This window comes from Agrococcus citreus (genome assembly GCF_039527715.1).
In the GTDB taxonomy this organism is placed as follows: Bacteria; Actinomycetota; Actinomycetes; order Actinomycetales; family Microbacteriaceae; genus Agrococcus; species Agrococcus citreus.
Genome location: NZ_BAAAKK010000006.1, coordinates 53,030 through 70,705, shown reverse-complemented (window position 1 = coordinate 70,705; position 17,676 = coordinate 53,030). Strand labels below are relative to the sequence as shown.

Here is a 17,676-nt window from a genome sequence, read left to right as displayed (position 1 = left end):
CGCGCTCGCCGCCGAGCCCGTTCTGCACGACGAGGAGCGGCACGCCGTCGAGGTGCGCGCGGCTCGCCTCGAGCGCCTCGGCCGCGCCGGTCGCCTTCGTCGTCAGGACCGCGACGTCGGGGGTCGCCTCGAGCGCCTCGAGCGCGGCGACGTGGGCCGTGTGGGCGCCGTAGCCGCCCTGGATGCGCAGGCCGTGCTCCCGCATCGCGGCGAGGTGCGCGCCGCGCGCCGTGACGGTCACGTCGTGACCCGCGCGCTCGAGCAGCGCCGCGATCGTGCCGCCGATCGCGCCCGCGCCGAGCACCGCGACCCGCTGCCGCGGAGAGGCTGCCTCGCTGCGCTCGATCGTCATGGCCAGCAGGCTATCCGGGGTGCGGGTGTCGGCGGCTCGCCCGACGCTCCTCGCAGGCTCGCGCGACGGCGCGCGGGGAGAGGGGAGCCATGGCCGATCAGGGGGCACCGGGGGGGCGCGACCGCCGCACGGCCGCGCCTGACCGCGAGGCGGTTCCACGCGCATCCCGGCGTCGACGACTGGCGCGTGCTCTCCTGGGGCGCCCATGCCTTCTCCGCGTGCGACTCGTTCGCGCACGCCGTGCGGCTCGTCGACGCGATCGGCGAGGTCGCGGAGGCGGTCGGCCATGCGCCCGACGTCGACGTGCGACCGACCGGCGTGACCATCCGCACGGCTACGCGGCGCGACGGCGGGCTGAGCATGCTCGACGCCCAGCTCGCACAGGGTGTCTCCGAGGCCGCGCACCGCCTCGGCTGCCGACCCGACCCGTCGACGCTCATGGTGACGGGCATCGCGGTCGCGCAGGACCGAGGCGCCGATGTCCGGCCGTTCTGGTCGGCGGTCATGGGCTACGACCCGCTCGGCGACGAGGACGCCATCGACCCGCAGCGTCGCAACCCGCGCGTGTGGCTGCACGAGCTCGACCCGCCGAGGCCCGGGCGCGGGCGCACGCACATCGACATCTCGGTGCCCGCCGACCACGCGGAGGCGCGCGTCGCCGCCGCGGTCGCCGCAGGCGGGAGGATCGTGCGCGAGGAGCCCGGTCGCTGGTGGACGATCGCCTCGCCCGAGAACCACGGCGTCGACATCGCGTCGTGGCCCGACGTCGAGGACCTCGACGAGGATCCAGGCGGCGGTCCCGACGAGGAGCGGCCAGCGACGAGCGACTAAACTCGACGGGTGCCAGCAGCCCCCCACGCCCCCGACGGCATCCTGCTCGTCGACAAGCCCCAGGGCATCACGAGCCACACCGCCGTGAGCCGCGCGCGACGGGCGCTCGGCACCCGCAAGGTGGGCCACGCCGGCACGCTCGACCCGATGGCCACGGGGCTGCTCATCCTGGGCATCGGGCCGTCGACCAGGCTCTTGACCCACATGGTGGGCCTCGACAAGACCTACACCGCGACCATCTCGCTCGGTGCCGCGACCTCGACCGACGACGCCGAGGGCGAGGTGACGAGCACGGCGGATGCCTCGCACCTCACGGCAGCCGACCTCGCCGCCCCGATGGCGGCGCTCACCGGCGAGATCGAGCAGCGACCGTCGTCGGTGAGCGCCATCAAGGTCGACGGCGAGCGGGCCTACGCCCGCGTGCGCGCGGGGGAGCAGGTCGAGCTCGAGGCGCGGCCCGTCACGGTCGCGCGCTTCGAGGCGCTCGCCTTCCGCGCAGGCTCCATCGCCGAGGTCGACGTGATCGTCGACTGCTCGAGCGGCACGTACATCCGGGCGCTCGCGCGCGACCTCGGCGCCGCGCTCGGCGTCGGCGGCCACCTCTCGGCGCTGCGTCGCACGCGCATCGGACCGTTCGCGGTCGACGGCGCCCCGGGTGCCGACGCCCTGCCCGAGACAGGTGCTGACGCGCTGCTGCTGCCGCCCGCCGAGGCCGCCTCGCGCATCCTGCCCGTCGCGCAGCTCGACGACCAGCGCGCCGCCGACCTCGCGAGCGGGCGCCGCACGGCCGCGCTCGAGAGCGAGTCGGGCATCGTCGCCGCCGTGCACGGCGACCGCCTCGTCGGCATCGCCCGCGTCTCCGGCCGGCGGCTGCTGCCGGTCACGAACTTCCCGACCGCGACGGCCGGGGGTGCCGCATGATCAGCTGGCTCATGCTCGCGCAGGCGATCGCGCTCGCCGTCATCGGCGCGGCCGTCGCGATCGTCGGCCTCGCCCGGAAGCCCTTCAACGACTGGGTCTTCGCGGGCGCGGCGATCGCGCTGCTCTCGCTCGTCGTCCAGACCATCGCGTCGGTCATCGCGCCGCTGCTGGGGGCCGGTCCCACCGGCGACCTGCTCGAGTACTGGACCTACCTCATCACCGCGCTCCTGATCCCGCCGGCCGCCGTGCTCTGGGCGCTCGTCGACAAGAAGGGGGAGTGGTCGACGCTCGTCGTGGGCGTCGGCATCCTCGCGTGCGCCGTGATGGTCTACCGGATGCACCAGATCTGGTTCGTGCAGGTCGCCTGACGCGCGGGGCGGCGCCGCGAGCGGGATTAGACTCGATCCGATGAGCGAGCGCAAGCATGCAGGGATCGGCCGAGTCCTCGTGGCGGTGTACGCGGTGCTGGCCATGGCCGCGACCGGCCGCTCGTTCGTGCAGATCGTCCAGCGCTTCGACGAGGCGCCGCTCGCGTACGCGCTGAGCGCCGTCGCCGCCGTCGTCTACATCCTCGCGACCGTCGCGCTCGCGATGCGCGGGGATGCGTGGCGGAGGATCGCGCTCGCGGCCGTCTGCTTCGAGCTCGTCGGCGTCGTCGTGGTCGGCACGCTCTCGATCGCCGCGCCCGAGCTCTTCGCGCACGACACCGTGTGGAGCCGCTTCGGGATCGGCTACCTCTTCATCCCCGCGGTGCTGCCCTTCCTCGGCCTGTGGTGGCTGCGCGCGAGCCGCGAGCGGGTGGCGGCGTGAGCGGCCTCGCCGAGCGCGGCCTCGGCTGGATCGAGCAGCTCGAGCCGACACCCTCGGCCGTCACGATCGGCAAGTTCGACGGCGTCCACATCGGCCATCAGCGCATCATCGAGCAGCTGCGCGCCGTCGCGGCGCCGGCGGGGCTCGCGACCACCGTCGTCACCTTCGACCGCAACCCGCTCGAGGTCGTCCGTCCCGACCGCGCCCCCGCGCCGCTCGTCTCGCTCGCGCACAAGATCGAGCTGCTGCGCGACGCGGGTGCCGACCGGGTCGTCGTGGTGCCCTTCACGCCCGAGACCGCGGCGCAGCCGGCGCGCGAGTTCGCCGAGCGGGTGCTGTTCGAGGGACTCGACGCGCGCGTGCTGCTCGTGGGCGACGACTTCCGCTTCGGCGCGCGCGGCGCCGGCGACGCGGCGCTCCTGCGCGAGCTCGCCGAGCCCCGCGGGGCCCGCGTCGAGTCGATCGACGACATCTGCTTCGCCGACGGGCGCCGGGTCTCGAGCACCTGGATCCGCGAGGCGCTCGCGCTCGGCCGCATCGACGAGGCCAACGGCATGCTCGGCCGCCGCCACCTGCTGCGCGGCGACGTCGTGCGCGGCTTCCAGCGCGGCCGTGCGCTCGGCTACCCGACCGCCAACCTCGGCGCCCCGGTCGAGGGCTTCATCCCGGCAGACGGCGTCTACGCCGCGCTCGCGCACGTCGACGCCGGCACCTTCGCGGCCGCCGTCTCGATCGGCGACAACCCCACCTTCGACGGCGTCGCGGCGAAGACGGTCGAGGCGTACCTGCTCGACGTCGACCTCGACCTCTACGACCGACCCATCGCCCTCGAGCTCGTCGAGTTCGTGCGCTCGATGCACCGCTTCGAGGACCTCGACGGCCTCATCGCGCAGATGGGGCGCGACGTCGACCGCACCCGCGAGATCATCGCCGCCGCGAGCGCCTGACCCGGCGCCGCCGCCCGGCCGCGCGAGCGTGCGCCGCTGGGTAGACTCTCGTGCACCCATCCGCCCGCGCACGCTCGCGCGGGTCGAGCAGGAGGAACCGCGTGACCACACCCAGCGCAGCGCTCGCGCCCGCAGAGCGAGCCGTCCAGCTGCTCGGCAGCGACCTCTCCGAGGTCGCGCTCCGGCAGCACCTCGAGGGGCTCCCGAGCGTCGACGCCGTGGGCCTCGAGGCGCGCGCGGCGGGGCTCGGCACCCGCTCGATCAAGACCACCTCGAAGCAGGCGGCGCTCGACCTCGTCATCCGCATGATCGATCTCACGACGCTGCAGGGCGCCGACACCCGCGGCAAGGTGCACAGCCTGGTCGCGAAGGCGCTCGTGCCCGACGCATCCGACCCCTCGACGCCGCGCCCGGCGGCCGTGTGCGTCTACGGCGACATGGTCGGCAACGCCCGGGATGCGCTCGGCTCGGCCTGGAGCGCGGGTCGTGACGACGGCATCAACATCGCCGCGGTCGCGACCGCCTTCCCCGCCGGTCGCGCGAGCCTCCCGGTGAAGCTGCAGGACACGCGCGACGCGGTCGCCGCCGGCGCCGACGAGATCGACATGGTGATCGACCGCGGCGCGTTCCTCGAGGGCAACTACGGCAAGGTCTTCGATGAGATCGTGCTGACGAAGGAGGCGTGCCGCCGCGACGACGGCAGCTACGCGCACCTCAAGGTCATCCTCGAGACCGGCGAGCTCGTCACGTACGACAACGTGCGGCGCGCGTCGTGGCTCTCGATCCTCGCGGGCGGCGACTTCATCAAGACGTCGACCGGCAAGGTGCAGCCCGCCGCGACGCTGCCCGTGACGCTGCTCATGCTGCAGGTCGTGCGCGACTGGGAGCGGCTGACGGGGGAGCGGATCGGTGTGAAGCCCGCCGGCGGCATCTCGACCGCGAAGGACGCGATCAAGTACCTCGTCACCGTCGCCGAGACGTGCGGCGAGACGTGGCTCGACCCGCACCTGTTCCGCTTCGGCGCCTCGAGCCTGCTCAACGACGTGCTGCAGCAGCGCCAGAAGCTCACCACCGGCCGCTACTCCGGCCCCGACTACGTCACGATCGACTGAGGCAACCATGGCATTCCTGGACTACGCGCCGGCTCCCGAGTCGACCTCCATCCTCAACCTGCGCGACGAGTACCGCCTCTGGATCGGCGGCGAGTGGGTGACGGGCGGCGGCACCGCCTTCGCCTCGATCTCGCCCTCGACCGAGCAGCAGATCGCCATGTTCGCGAGCGCCGACGAGGGCGACGTCGACGCCGCGGTCGCCGCCGCGCGCACCGCGTTCCGCACCGTCTGGGGCCCGATGTCGGGCCGCGACCGCGGCAAGTACCTCTTCCGCATCGCGCGCATCCTGCAGGAGCGCGCGCGAGAGCTCGCGGTCGCCGAGTCGCTCGACAACGGCAAGCCCATCAAGGAGACGCGCGACGCCGACGTGCCGCTCGTCGCCCAGTGGTTCTTCCACTGCGCCGGATGGGCCGACAAGCTCGACCACATCGGCCTCGGCGCCGCGCCGCAGCCGCACGGCGTCGCCGCGCAGATCATCCCGTGGAACTTCCCGCTGCTCATGCTCGCGTGGAAGGTCGCCCCGGCGCTCGCCGCCGGCAACACCGTCGTGCTGAAGCCCGCGGAGACCACGCCGCTCACGGCGATGCTCTTCGCCGAGATCTGCGAGCAGGCGGGACTGCCCGCCGGCGTCGTCAACCTCATCACGGGTGCGGGCGAGACGGGCGCCGCGCTCGTGCGCCACCCCGACGTCGACAAGGTCGCCTTCACGGGCTCGACCGCGGTCGGCCGCGAGATCGCGAAGGCGATCGCCGGCACCGACAAGAAGCTCACGCTCGAGCTCGGCGGCAAGGGCGCGAACATCGTCTTCGACGACGCGCCCCTCGACCAGGCCATCGAGGGCATCGTCGACGGCATCTTCTTCAACCAGGGCCAGGTGTGCTGCGCGGGCAGCCGGCTGCTCGTGCAGGAGAACGTGCACGACGCGGTGCTCGAGCGGCTCAAGGAGCGCATGGCGACGCTGCGCCTCGGCGACCCGCTCGACAAGAACACCGACGTCGGCGCCATCAACTCCTCCGAGCAGCTCGAGCGCATCACGCGGCTCGTCGACCAGGGCGAGGCCGAGGGTGGCGAGCGCTGGGCGCCCGCGTGCGAGCTTCCCGCGCAGGGCTACTGGTTCCCGCCCACCGTCGTCACCGGCGTCGAGGCGTCGTCGACGATCGCCCGGGAGGAGATCTTCGGGCCCGTGCTGTCGGTGCTGACCTTCCGCACGCCCGACGAGGCGATCGCGAAGGCGAACAACACCCCCTACGGGCTCTCCGCCGGCATCTGGAGCGACAAGGGCAGCCGCGTGCTCGCCGTCGCCGACAAGCTGCGCGCCGGCGTCGTGTGGACCAACACGTTCAACAAGTTCGACCCCACGAGCCCGTTCGGCGGCTACAAGGAGTCCGGCTACGGCCGCGAGGGCGGCGTGCAGGGCATGCAGGCATACCTGAAGGCAGGCAAGTGATGGCGACGCCCACCAAGACGACGACCGTCCGCCTCGACGTGCCGAAGACGTACAAGCTCTTCATCGGCGGCGCCTTCCCCCGCAGCGAGTCGGGCCGCGTGACCGAGGTGCGCAGCCCCGACGGCGCGTTCGTCGCGAACGTCGCCAAGGCATCCAGGAAGGATGCGCGCGACGCCGTCCGCGCCGCTCGCAAGGCGCAGTCGGGCTGGGCCGGCGCGACCGCCTACAACCGCGGGCAGGTGCTGTACCGCGTCGCCGAGGTGCTCGAGGGCCGCACGGCGCAGTTCGTCGACGAGCTCGTCCGCACCGAGGGCCTCTCGGCCGCCCGTGCGCGCCAGCAGGTCGAGGACGCGATCGACCTGTGGGTGTGGCACGCGGGCTGGACCGACAAGATCGCGCAGATCGGCGGCAACGCCAACCCGGTCGCCGGTCCCTACTTCAACCTCTCGGTGCCGGAGCCGACCGGGGTCGTCGCGATCGTCGCGCCGCAGTCGCAGGGCCTCCTCGGCCTCACGTCGGTCATCGCACCCGCGCTCGTCACGGGCAACGCCGTCGTCGTCGTGCCCGCCGCGACGTCGCCGCTCGTCGCCATCTCGCTCGCCGAGGTGCTCGCGACGAGCGACCTCCCGGGCGGCGTCGTGAACGTGCTCACCGGCGACCCGGCCGAGCTCGCGCCGTGGCTCGCAGGGCACGCCGACATCAACGCGCTCGACCTCACCGGCGCCGGCGACCTCGACTGGGTCGAGCTCGAGGTGCTCGCGGCCGACACGCTCAAGCGCGTCATCCGTCCCGAGCCCGGGCTCGCGCCCGAGACGCCGCACCGCATCCTCGCGCTCACCGAGACGAAGACGGTCTGGCACACGAAGTCGCGCCTGTAGCTGCGCGAGCGGGCAGGCCGTGATGTCGGGCGGGCACGCGCACACCCTTCCGGGCAGCGCCAGCACGGCGCGCATCGCGGTCGCCTTCGGCATCACGGCGGCGCTGCTCGTCGCGCAGGTCGTCGGGTCGATCGTCACGGGCTCGCTCGCGCTGCTCGTCGACACCGTGCACATGCTCACGGATATCGCGGGGCTCGGCGTCGCGCTCGGCGCGCAGGCGCTGCTGCGGCGCCCGCCGTCGGGCACGCGCACGTGGGGGCTCGTCCGCGTCGAGGTGCTCGCCGCGGCCGCGCAGGCGGCGGCGCTCCTCGTCGTCGCGCTCGTCGTGGTCGTCGAGGGCGTGCGGCGGCTCGCGGAGCCGACGGAGGTGCCGGGTCCGCTGCTGCTCGTCTTCGGCGTCGTGGGGCTCGCCGGCAACCTCGTCGCCCTGCTCGTGCTCGCCGGCGGTCGAGGCTCGAGCCTCAACCAGAGGGCGGCGTTCCTCGAAGTGCTCAACGACGCGATCGGCTCGGTCGCCGTGATCGCGGCGGCCGTCGCGATCTGGGCCTGGGGCTTCCAGCAGGCCGACCTCATCGCGAGCGCGCTCGTCGCCGCGCTCATCGTGCCGCGAGCGGTCGTGCTACTGCGCGACACCGGCCGCATCCTGCTCGAGGCGACGCCCGCCGCGCTCGACCTCGACGAGGTGCGCGCGCACCTCGAGCGGCAGGCGCACGTGCTCGGGGTGCACGACCTGCACGCGACGACGCTCGGCACCGGCACCCACCAGCTGACCGCGCACGTCGTCGTCGAGGAGTCGTGCTTCCACGACGGGCACGCGCCGCGCATCCTCGACGCGCTGCAGGCGTGCGTCGCCGAGCACTTCCCGGTGCCGCTCGAGCACGCGACGTTCCAGCTCGAGCCGCCCGGCCACGCCTCGCACGAGTCGCACCTGCACGCGTGAGCCGCGAGCCGTAGCGGTATGCGCGGGGCCGCGGCGGCTCCCGCGGTTGCGGTACCGATTGGCCCCTGCTGGGGGCCTTGACCGGCAACTCGGTACCGCAAGCGCGCCGGGCGGCGGCGGCTCTCGCGGTTGCGGTACCGATTGGCCCGTGCGGGCGGCCTCGACCGGCAACCCGGTACCGCAAGCGCGCTGGGCAGCGGCGGCTCCCGCGGTTGCGGTACCGATTGCCCGTGCGAGCGGGGTGGAGCGGCAACTCGGTACCGCAAACGCTTGCCTCGGGCTAGCGTGTGGCCAAGGAGGCCTCGATGGAGCGGATCCCGAACCCGGTCACGGGCAGTCTCGACGACGGGTCGATGCCCGCGGGGCCGCTCACCCCGCTCATGGTGGTGTGCCGATATGCGCTTGCCCTTCTGACGCCCATCTATGTCGCGGCCGCTGTCGTCGGTGCCGAGCAGCTCCCGTGGTGGTGGCTGTTCGTGGCCTACATCGTGGTGCTCCTGCCGTTGACCGCCGGCGCGCACGGCTCGTGGTGGCGCTCCCAGTCCTGGGACGCGTGGCACACGAGCGGTCTCGCCGTGGGCGGTGTGCTCGTCGTCGGTCTCGTCGTCACGATCGCCACCGGCGAGCCACTGGTGATGGTCCTGGCATCGACGCTGGTCGTCGGCGCGGTGCTCGGCGTCGGCGCCTCGCAGCTGTGGCGCGCACGCGTGGAGGGTGCGCTGTGAGCGGCGACCTCCGGCTCGGGCAGGTCGCCAATCCCATGGAGGGACGCGTCGAACGTGCGCGCAGCTCCGCTCCGCCGCCGACCCGGCTCATGCTGCTGTGCCGGTACGCATGGCCGCTGTGGGCAGCCGCAGGCATGCTGGCCTGGAGCACGAGGGTCGAGGACGCGATGCCGCAGTTCTGGGTGCTGTCGATGGCGTGGATGCTCTCGTCCTGGATCCTCGGGGCCGGTGCGAACGGATCGTGGTGGAGGTCCGCACCATTCGACGGCTGGCATCTCGGCATGGCCATCGTGAGCACGGTGCTCGTCGTGACCCTGGGCTGGAGCCTGCTCGCCGACGACCGGCTCGTGGTCGCCTTCGCGGCCATGGCGACGATCGGCGCCGTGCTGGGTGTCGCGGCGCTGCACGCCTGGCGATACCTGGGGCGACGTCCCTGAAGCGTCAGCCGAGCGCGCGCACGAACGCGTCCCACGGCATCCGCTCGACGACGCCCTCGGCGGCCGCCGCGAGCACGGGGTCGTCGGTGACGAGCACGTCGGCCTGCAGCGACGCGACCGCGAGCACCTCCGCGGGCGCGATCTCGTCCCAGTCGAGCCGCGCCGCGATCGTCCAGGCGACGGCTCGCGAGACGCGGTCGGCGAGCAGCCGCACCTTGAGCGCCGCCACCTCGCCGAGCTGCGCGCGTCCCTCGACCTCGCCGAGCTCGCCCGCCCGCACCGCGGCGTAGAGCAGCTGCGCCGCCTGCGAGCGCATGCTGCCCGAGCTCACGAGCTGGTGCGCACCGACGTCGACGCGCTCGCGGACGATCCGCAGCGCCGTCGCGGCGTCGATCGCGAAGCGGGTCATCAGCAGCTCGACTCGATGAGGTCGGCGTACCAGCGGCACCCGTCGAGCCACGTGTCGATGCGGATGCGCTCGTCGCGCGCGTGCAGCGTGAGCCGCTCCTCGCGCGTCATCGAGAACGGTGCGAACCGGTACACGCGGTCGGTGATGCGGTGCGCGTGCCGGCCGTCGGTGCCGCCGAGCATCACGTAGGGGACGGTGAGCACGTCGGGGCGCAGTCGCCCGATCGCGGCTTCGATGTCGGCCCAGCCGGCACCGCTCGCCGGGCTCTCCGGGCTCGGCCCGTGCCCGTGCAGCACCTCGAGCTCGACGAGCGGATCGGCGATCGCGCGGCGCACGAGCGCGAGCGTGTCGTCGACGCTCGAGCCGACCGCGATCCGCGCGTTCACGACCGCGAGCGCCTCCTCGGCGAGCGCGTTCGGGGCGGCAGCGCCCGACAGCTGCGTCACGACCGCCGTCGTCGAGAGCATCGCGCGCGTCTCGTCGCCGCGGGCGAGGATGCGCTCGACGAGCGGGCGGGACCGCCGCACGCTGCGCAGCACCGCGCCCTGCGGCCCGCGCGCCTCGGCGCCGAGCAGCTCGAGCATCCGCAGCGCCGGCTCCGGGAGGGATCGCGGGAACGAGGCGCGATCGAGGCGCCGGATCGCGCGCGCGAGCCGCGACGTCGCCGGCAGGCGCGGCGGGGTCGACGCGTGCCCGCCCACTTGCGCCACGCGCATCCGGATGTTCGCGAAGCCCTTCTCGGCGACGCCGACGACGGCGACGTCGCGCGCGACGCCCGCGATCGGCGGCTCGATGATCGCGCCGCCCTCGTCGAGCGCCCACGCGGGCCGCACGCCGCGCGCGTCGAGCTCGGCGATCGCCGACGCGGCGCCGGTGCCCATCGTCTCCTCGTCGTGGCCGAAGAGCAGCCACACGTCGCGCGCCGGCCGGAAGCCGGCCTCGAGCAGCGCCTCGACCGCGACGCAGAGCCCGACGAGCGAGCCCTTGTCGTCGAGCGTGCCGCGCCCCCACACGTGCGTCGCGTCGCGGTGGGCGTCGTAGGGCGGATGCGTCCACCCGGCGGGCGGTGCCGGCACGACGTCCTGGTGCGCCATGAGCAGCGCCGACGCGCCCGACTCGCGGCCCGGCCAGCGCGCGAGCAGCGTCGCGCCGACCGACTCGACCTCGAGGGCGTCGAAGAGCCGAGGGAAGCACTCGCGCAGCGCGGCCTGGAACGCCGGCAGCTGCTCGGGCAGCTCGGTCGGCACCCGCACGAGCGCGATGAGGTCGTCGATCGCCGACTCGTCGATGCGCACCACGCGAGCAGGCTACCGTCGTATGCCGCGCACTCCGAGCGCGTTAGCGTGTGGGGCAACCATCGAAGGAGGCCCCGTGGGCGTCGCGGACAACACGCGCGAGATCGAGTCGACGATCGTGACCGACCTCTCCGAGCGGATGAGCTACGGCGCGTACCTCGGGCTCGACACGCTGCTCGCGTCGCAGCACCCCAGGAGCGAGCCCGAGCACCACGACGAGCTGCTCTTCATCATCCAGCACCAGACGACCGAGCTGTGGCTCAAGCTCGTCATCCACGAGCTCGACGACGCGCGCTCGCTGCTCGCCGCCGACCAGCTCGGCGCGGCGCTCAAGCGCATCGCGCGCGTCAAACACATCCAGGAGGTGCTGACGCAGCAGTGGTCGGTGCTCGCCACGCTCACGCCCACCGAGTACGTGCAGTTCCGAGGCGCGCTCGCGAGCGCATCGGGCTTCCAGTCGGCGCAGTACCGGCTCGTCGAGTTCGCGCTCGGCAACAAGCACGAGCGCATGCTGCAGGTGTTCGCCTCGAGCCCCGACGACCACGCGGCGCTCGCGGCGGAGCTCGAGCGGCCGAGCCTCTACGACGAGTTCCTCCGGCTGCTCGCCCGCCGCGGCCACGCCGTGCCCGCCGAGATCCTCGAGCGCGACGTGCGCAAGGCGCACGTGTTCAGCGAGCCGCTCGTCGACGTCTTCACGCGCATCTACACCGAGGTGGGCCAGCCGGAGGGCTCGGAGCACTGGCGCGAGTACGAGGCGTGCGAGGAGCTCGTCGACCTCGAGGACAACTTCCAGTTCTGGCGGTTCCGCCACCTGCGCACCGTCACCCGCACGATCGGGATGAAGACCGGCACCGGCGGCTCGAGCGGCACCGGCTTCCTGCGCCGAGCGCTCGACCTGACGTTCTTCCCCGAGCTGTACGCGGTGCGCACCCGGATCGAGGAGTGACTGCCCCCGTCGTCGCCCGCGTCGAGCGGGCGCGCATCGGCGGCCGGTGGGTGGCGGATGCGGTGGTCGAGCTGAGCGAGTCGGGCATGCGGCTCGTGCCGCCCGACGAGGCGCCGCGCCGGATCAGCACGCACCTCGGCGGGGCGCTCATGCCGCCGCTCACCGACGCGCACGTGCACCTCGGCCTGGCCGACGCGAGCGGGCGCAGCGGGACCGCGCTCGGCCGCGTGCTCGACCTCGGCTGGGCGCCGGATGCGCTCCCGGGCGTCGCCGACGCCGCCCGCGGCGCGCATCGCGGCCTCGACGTGCGGTTCGCGGGCGCGTTCCACGCCGCCGTCGGCGGCTACCCCTCCGATCGCGACTGGGCGCCGCCCGGAGCCGTCGCCGAGCTGGAGGACGCGGCCGATGCCGCTCGCTCCGTGCGCGCCCACGCGGCAGCCGGCGCATCCGTCATCAAGGTCACGCTCCACGCCGACGCCGGGCCGGTGCTCGACGACGCGCTGCTCGCGGCGCTCGCGGGCCAGGCGCACGCGGTCGGCCTGCAGCTCGTCGCGCACGTGCAGGGCGAGGGGATGGCCGAGCGCGCGCTCGACGCGGGCGTCGACGTGCTCGCGCACGCCCCGTGGACGGAGCGGCTGAGCGACGCCGTCATCCGGGCCGCCGCCGCGAGCCAGACCTGGATCTCGACGCTCGCGATGCACGGCCGCGGCGGCGACGACCTCGGCTTCGCGCGCGCGACCGACAACCTCGCCCGCTTCGCGGCCGCCGGGGGAGCGGTCGCCTACGGCACCGACCTCGGCAACGGCATCGCGCGCCTCGACCTCGACGCGCAGGAGATCGCCGCGCTGCGGCAGGCGGGGATCGAGGGCACGGCGCTCGTCGACGCCCTGCTGGCCGAGCGGCTGCTGCCCGCCGGCCCCACGTTCGGCGTCGTCTCCGCCGACGTCCACGACGACGAGTCGTTGCTCGCCAACCTCGCGCGAGCGAGATCGCTGCCCCTCACCTGGTTCCACCTGGAGGACGAATGACCACGACGCCCGTCGATGCCGCCGCACAGGACACCGGCGCGCTGGACCTCGCCGCGAGGGCCGCCGCGCTCGACGCCGCCGACCCGCTCGCCGAGCACGCCGCGGCGTTCGTGCGCGACGACCACGTCGTCTCGTACCTCGACGGCAACTCGCTCGGCCGCCCGCTCGCGGCGCTCGAGGAGCGCTTCGCCCGCTTCATCGCGCACGACTGGGGCTCGCGGCTCATCCGCAGCTGGGACGAGGGGTGGATGCGTCGGCCCTTCGACCTCGGCGACCGGATCGGCGCGCTCGTGGGCGCCGGCGCGGGCCAGGCGTTCGTGGGCGACTCGACGACGGTGCTGCTCTACAAGCTCGTGCGCGCGGCCGCCGACGCGCAGGCGGCGACCGGCCGCACCGAGGTCGTGATCGACGACGACAGCTTCCCGACCGACCGGTTCGTCGTCGAGGGCGTCGCCGCGGAGCGCGGGCTCGAGGTGCGCTGGATCGAGGTCGACCGCTCGGCGGGCGTCACGCTCGAGCAGGTCGAGGCGGTGGTGGGGGAGCGGACGGCGCTCCTGCTGCTCAGCCACGTCGCGTACCGCTCGGGCCACGTCGCCGACGTCGAGGGCATCACGCGCGCCGCGCACGACGCTGGCGCGCTCGTGCTGTGGGACCTGTGCCACTCGGCCGGCGTCATCCCCACCGAGCTCGACGCGTGGGGCGTCGACCTCGCGGCGGGCTGCACCTACAAGTACCTGAACGGCGGCCCCGGCTCGCCCGCGTTCGCCTACGTGCGCGACGAGCTGCAGTCGCGCCTCTCGCAGCCGATCCAGGGCTGGATGGGCGCCGCCGACGTCTTCGCGATGGGGCCGCGCTTCGAGCCCGCGCCCGACCTCCGCCGCTTCGCGAGCGGCACGCCGCCGGTGCTCGCGACCGTCGCGCTCGAGGCGATGGTCGAGCTGCTCGAGCAGGTCGGGGTCGACGCGGTGCGCGAGAAGTCGATCGCGCTCACCGACTTCGCGGAGGAGGCGCTCGCGACGCACGTGCTGCCGCTCGGCGCGCGACTGGCGAGCCCGCCCGCGGGCCCGAGCCGCGGCAGCCACCTGACCGTGACGCATCCGGCGTTCCGCGAGGTCACCGAGCGGCTGTGGGCGCGCGGCGTGATCCCCGACTTCCGGGGCCCCGACGGCATCCGGGTCGGGCTGTCGCCGCTCAGCACGACGTTCGCCGAGGTCGAGGCCGGCGTCGCCGCGATCGGCGAGGAGCTGCGGGCCGCCCTCGCCTGAGCGGACGGGGCCCCCGGCTAGGCTTCAGGGGCGGGCGAACCCCGCGCGACGCGTCCGCGACCCGCAGACCCGCGGGCAACGAAGGCAATGGAGCCAGCATGACCGACATCCCCACGTACAAGCTCGATCCCGCACCGCAGGGAGAGCGCATCTACGCCGGGCCGACGCGGCTCGAGCGCGACTCGCTCGGCGAGCTGCCCGTCCCGGCCGACGCGTACTGGGGCATCCACACCGAGCGAGCGCTCATCAACTTCCCGATCACGGGCCGCTCCATCTCGGTGTACTCCGACCTCGTCAACGCGCTCGCCGTGGTGAAGCAGGCGTGCGCGCGCGCCAACCGCGAGATCGGCGTGCTCGATCCCGACAAGGCCGACCTCATCGACCGCGTGTGCGTGCGCATCCGCGGCGGCGAGCTCCACGACCAGTTCAAGGTCGGCGTCATCCAGGGCGGCGCCGGCACCTCGACGAACATGAACACGAACGAGGTCATCGCCAACGCGTGCCTCGTCGAGCTCGGCCACGCCAAGGGCGACTACGAGCACTTCAGCCCCATCGACGACGTCAACCGCTCGCAGTCGACGAACGACACATACCCGACCTCCATCAAGGTCGCGATGTCGTTCACGCTGCGGCGTCTGCTCGACGAGCTCGTGCGGCTGACGGATGCGTTCGACGCGAAGGCGGTCGAGTTCCGCGACGTGCTGAAGGTCGGCCGCACGCAGATGCAGGACGCCGTGCCGATGACGCTCGGCCAGGAGTTCCGCGGCTTCGCCGTGACGCTCCGCGAGGACCGCGACCGGCTCGAGGAGACCATCGCGTGGCTCAGCGAGGTCAACCTCGGCGCGACCGCGATCGGCACCGGCATCACCGCCGACCCGCGCTACGCGGAGGCGGCGTGCCGCCACCTCGCCGAGCTCACGGGCCTGCCGATCGTCGCCGCCGCCGACCTCATCGAGGCGACGAGCGACACGGGCGTGTTCATGACGCTCTCGGGCACGCTCAAGCGCTGCGCCGTCAAGCTGTCGAAGATCTGCAACGACCTGCGCCTGCTCTCGTCAGGCCCGCAGGCAGGCCTCGGCGAGATCACGCTGCCGCCGAAGCAGGCCGGCTCGTCGATCATGCCCGGCAAGGTCAACCCGGTCATCCCCGAGGTCGTGAACCAGGTCGCCTTCGCGGTCATCGGCTCGGATGCGACGGTCACCGCAGCATCGGAGGCGGGCCAGCTGCAGCTCAACGCCTTCGAGCCCGTGATCGCGCACCAGATCCTGCAGAGCCTCCACTGGATGACGCAGGCGTGCCTCACGCTCCGCGTCAACTGCATCGACGGCATCGAGGCCAACCGCGAGCGGCTCAGCATGATGGTCGGCACCTCGGTCGGCGTCGTCACCGCGCTCACGCCCTACCTCGGCTACGCCGACTCGGCCAAGCTCGCGCACGAGGCGCTCACGACCGACAAGTCGATCGCCGACCTCGTCGTCGAGGCGGGCCTCATGGACCGCGAGCGCGTCGAGAAGCTGCTCGCGCCCGCGAGGCTCTCGGGGCTGCAGCCGGTCACGCAGGCGATCCCGGTGATCTCGCCCGACGACCTGCCGTGATGCGACGGGGAGTCGGTACGCTCCTGAGGTGACCGCCACCGCACCACTGTCGCCGCTCGTGCGCAAGGACGGCCCGAACGTCGGCATGATCGCCGGGATCATCGGCATCGTCGTGCTCGCGCTCGCCTCGTTCGGGGTGATCCTCTTCCTGGGCGGTGCGATCGGCAACCCGCTCGTCGTCGCGACCTCGGGGCTCATGGCGCTCGTGCCGCTCGCGTTCGTCGTGTGGGCGGTGCTCGCGATCGACCGCTGGGAGCCTGAGCCCCGCATCGCGATGTGGTTCGCGGCGCTCTGGGGCGGCGTGGCCGCGGTGCTGCTGACGCTCGCGCTCAACTCGTTCGTGCTCGAGCCGATCGTCGTCCGATTCCTGCAGTCGCAGGAGCAGCTCGAGTTCTACCAGACCGTGATCCAGGCGCCCGTCACCGAGGAGCTGTGGAAGGGCATCCCGGTCGTCATCATGTTCCTGTTCTTCCGGAAGACGTTCGACGGGCCGGTCGACGGCGTCGTCTTCGCGGCGCTGTCGGCTGCCGGGTTCGCGTTCACCGAGAACATCCTCTACTTCGGCACGTCGCTCGCGGAGTCGGGCGACGGCTCGTTCATCTTCTTCCTGCGCGGCATCATGAGCCCGCTGACGCACGCGATCTTCACGGCCGTCGGCATCGGCCTCGCGCTCGGGCTCGCGGCGCGGCTGCGATCGCGCTGGTGGATCCTGCTCGCGTTCCCTGCTGGCTGGCTCGTCTCTGCGCTGCTGCACGCGCTCTGGAACTCGGCGAGCTGGTGGGTGCCGGGCGGCACGATCGGCTTCTTCGTCTACTACCTCGTGGTGCAGGTGCCGCTGTGCGTGCTCGCCGCGGCGCTCGTGTGGCTGCTGCTGCGGCAGGAGATCCGCATCACGCGGGCCCGGCTGCACGACTACGGCCGCGCGGGCTGGTTCACTGCCGAGGAGGTCGAGCGCCTCTCGACCGGCGACGGCCGCGCATCCCTCATGGACTGGGCGAGGAAGCGCAGCCTCCGCCGCCCGATGCGCGAGTACATCGTCACCGCGACGAAGCTCGCGAACCACCGGCAGCGCGCGCTCGTCGGGCGCGACCGCACCCGCGTGGTCGCCGACGAGGCGACCCTGCTCGCGGAGCTCATGCACCACCGCCGGGGGATGGCGACGGCCGCGATCGGGCAGCCGGTCACCATGGCGCAGGGCGCTCCGGTGCTGACGCCCGCCGGCGCGCGCGTGCAGCGATTCGGCGACCTCGACGCCGGCTGGCCGCCACGCCGCTGAGGCGCCGTGACCTGGTAGAGTAGTGCGGTTGCCGTAGACCGGCCGCGGACAGAGAGCGCCCCAGCATTCGGCGGGGGCACCGCGCTGCGAGGAGAGAGGGGTTCGACCATGGGTCTGAACGCAGAGATCAAGAAGACCATCATCGAGGAGTACGCCACGCACGAGGGCGACACCGGGAGCCCCGAGGTGCAGATCGCGCTCATGTCGCGCCGCATCAAGGACCTCACGGAGCACCTGAAGGAGCACAAGCACGACCACCACTCGCGTCGTGGACTGCTGCTCATCGTCGGTCAGCGTCGCCGCCTGCTCGGCTACCTCCAGGAGATCGACATCGCCCGCTACCGCGCGCTCATCGAGCGCCTCGGCCTGCGCCGCTAGTCTTCCGAAGCGTTCTGGAGGGCCGTCCCCACGGGGGCGGCCCTCCGTCGTCTGTCCAGGCGCCATCTCGCAGCCCGGCCTCCT

General features: G+C 73.2%; 20 protein-coding genes. 17 read left to right on the top strand and 3 right to left on the bottom strand.

Annotated features, from left to right (window positions below):
- The coding region (locus tag ABD106_RS13480) for a ketopantoate reductase family protein (RefSeq protein WP_343921237.1) at positions 1 to 352 on the bottom strand (352 nt) is incomplete at its 3' end.
- Between the two features lie 186 nt (positions 353 to 538).
- On the opposite strand from ABD106_RS13480, the gene ABD106_RS13475 reads away from it, so the two are divergent.
- The 11 genes from ABD106_RS13475 to ABD106_RS13425 all read left to right on the top strand — a co-directional run bounded on the left by ABD106_RS13475 (position 539) and on the right by ABD106_RS13425 (position 9,400).
- Positions 539 to 1,183, top strand: coding sequence for a 4a-hydroxytetrahydrobiopterin dehydratase (locus ABD106_RS13475; protein WP_343921235.1), 645 nt, complete (start codon positions 539 to 541; stop codon positions 1,181 to 1,183).
- 9 nt (positions 1,184 to 1,192) lie between these two features.
- Positions 1,193 to 2,104, top strand: a complete 912-nt coding sequence (gene truB, locus ABD106_RS13470; RefSeq protein WP_343921233.1) for a tRNA pseudouridine(55) synthase TruB — start codon at positions 1,193 to 1,195, stop codon at positions 2,102 to 2,104.
- Positions 2,101 to 2,472 (top strand): hypothetical protein, encoded by a 372-nt coding sequence (locus ABD106_RS13465; RefSeq protein WP_343921231.1) that lies wholly within the window; start codon positions 2,101 to 2,103, stop codon positions 2,470 to 2,472. The genes truB and ABD106_RS13465 overlap by 4 nt, the downstream gene beginning before the upstream one ends.
- A gap of 40 nt (positions 2,473 to 2,512) precedes the next feature.
- Positions 2,513 to 2,914, top strand: a complete 402-nt coding sequence (locus ABD106_RS13460; RefSeq protein WP_343921229.1) for a hypothetical protein — start codon at positions 2,513 to 2,515, stop codon at positions 2,912 to 2,914.
- A complete protein-coding gene (locus ABD106_RS13455) occupies positions 2,911 to 3,861 on the top strand; it encodes a bifunctional riboflavin kinase/FAD synthetase (RefSeq protein ID WP_343921227.1) in 951 nt (316 codons plus the stop codon). The genes ABD106_RS13460 and ABD106_RS13455 overlap by 4 nt, the downstream gene beginning before the upstream one ends.
- 101 nt (positions 3,862 to 3,962) lie before the next feature.
- Complete coding sequence (gene deoC, locus ABD106_RS13450; RefSeq protein WP_343921225.1) at positions 3,963 to 4,973, top strand: deoxyribose-phosphate aldolase; 1,011 nt, start codon at positions 3,963 to 3,965, stop codon at positions 4,971 to 4,973.
- A gap of 7 nt (positions 4,974 to 4,980) precedes the next feature.
- Positions 4,981 to 6,420 (top strand): aldehyde dehydrogenase family protein, encoded by a 1,440-nt coding sequence (locus ABD106_RS13445; protein ID WP_343921223.1) that lies wholly within the window; start codon positions 4,981 to 4,983, stop codon positions 6,418 to 6,420.
- Positions 6,420 to 7,298, top strand: a complete 879-nt coding sequence (locus ABD106_RS13440; RefSeq protein WP_343921221.1) for an aldehyde dehydrogenase family protein — start codon at positions 6,420 to 6,422, stop codon at positions 7,296 to 7,298. Before ABD106_RS13445 ends, ABD106_RS13440 begins: the two co-directional genes overlap by 1 nt.
- A 22-nt stretch (positions 7,299 to 7,320) precedes the next feature.
- Complete coding sequence (locus ABD106_RS13435) at positions 7,321 to 8,238, top strand: cation diffusion facilitator family transporter (RefSeq protein ID WP_343921219.1); 918 nt, start codon at positions 7,321 to 7,323, stop codon at positions 8,236 to 8,238.
- Between the two features lie 305 nt (positions 8,239 to 8,543).
- The gene (locus ABD106_RS13430; RefSeq protein WP_343921217.1) at positions 8,544 to 8,963 is read left to right on the top strand and encodes a hypothetical protein; all 420 of its coding nucleotides are present in this window, start codon (positions 8,544 to 8,546) and stop codon (positions 8,961 to 8,963) included.
- Entirely contained in the window at positions 8,960 to 9,400 is a 441-nt protein-coding gene (locus tag ABD106_RS13425) for a hypothetical protein (RefSeq protein ID WP_343921215.1), read from the top strand. The genes ABD106_RS13430 and ABD106_RS13425 overlap by 4 nt, the downstream gene beginning before the upstream one ends.
- 4 nt (positions 9,401 to 9,404) lie before the next feature.
- Here the strand turns inward: ABD106_RS13425 and ABD106_RS13420 are convergent, their stop codons facing one another.
- Both ABD106_RS13420 and ABD106_RS13415 read right to left on the bottom strand, forming a co-directional pair.
- Positions 9,405 to 9,809: a hypothetical protein gene (locus ABD106_RS13420; protein ID WP_343921213.1), complete on the bottom strand. Its 405-nt coding sequence runs from the start codon at positions 9,807 to 9,809 to the stop codon at positions 9,405 to 9,407.
- A complete protein-coding gene (locus ABD106_RS13415; protein WP_343921211.1) occupies positions 9,809 to 11,107 on the bottom strand; it encodes a M20/M25/M40 family metallo-hydrolase in 1,299 nt (432 codons plus the stop codon). Before ABD106_RS13415 ends, ABD106_RS13420 begins: the two co-directional genes overlap by 1 nt.
- Before the next feature lie 73 nt (positions 11,108 to 11,180).
- Here ABD106_RS13415 and ABD106_RS13410 point away from each other — a divergent pair, with 73 nt between their 5' ends.
- From ABD106_RS13410 to rpsO, 6 genes are all read left to right on the top strand, one after another.
- Positions 11,181 to 12,050 carry a tryptophan 2,3-dioxygenase gene (locus tag ABD106_RS13410; RefSeq protein ID WP_343921209.1) on the top strand — a complete coding sequence of 290 codons (870 nt, stop codon included), beginning with the start codon at positions 11,181 to 11,183 and terminating at the stop codon, positions 12,048 to 12,050.
- Entirely contained in the window at positions 12,047 to 13,078 is a 1,032-nt protein-coding gene (locus tag ABD106_RS13405) for a hydrolase (protein ID WP_343921207.1), read from the top strand. Before ABD106_RS13410 ends, ABD106_RS13405 begins: the two co-directional genes overlap by 4 nt.
- Entirely contained in the window at positions 13,075 to 14,343 is a 1,269-nt protein-coding gene (locus ABD106_RS13400) for a kynureninase (RefSeq protein ID WP_343921205.1), read from the top strand. The genes ABD106_RS13405 and ABD106_RS13400 overlap by 4 nt, the downstream gene beginning before the upstream one ends.
- 98 nt (positions 14,344 to 14,441) lie before the next feature.
- Positions 14,442 to 15,938: an aspartate ammonia-lyase gene (locus ABD106_RS13395; protein WP_343921203.1), complete on the top strand. Its 1,497-nt coding sequence runs from the start codon at positions 14,442 to 14,444 to the stop codon at positions 15,936 to 15,938.
- Between the two features lie 28 nt (positions 15,939 to 15,966).
- The gene (locus tag ABD106_RS13390) at positions 15,967 to 17,214 is read left to right on the top strand and encodes a PrsW family intramembrane metalloprotease (RefSeq protein ID WP_343921201.1); all 1,248 of its coding nucleotides are present in this window, start codon (positions 15,967 to 15,969) and stop codon (positions 17,212 to 17,214) included.
- Between the two features lie 108 nt (positions 17,215 to 17,322).
- Complete coding sequence (gene rpsO / locus ABD106_RS13385; protein ID WP_343921199.1) at positions 17,323 to 17,592, top strand: 30S ribosomal protein S15; 270 nt, start codon at positions 17,323 to 17,325, stop codon at positions 17,590 to 17,592.
- Positions 17,593 to 17,676 lie beyond the last annotated feature (84 nt).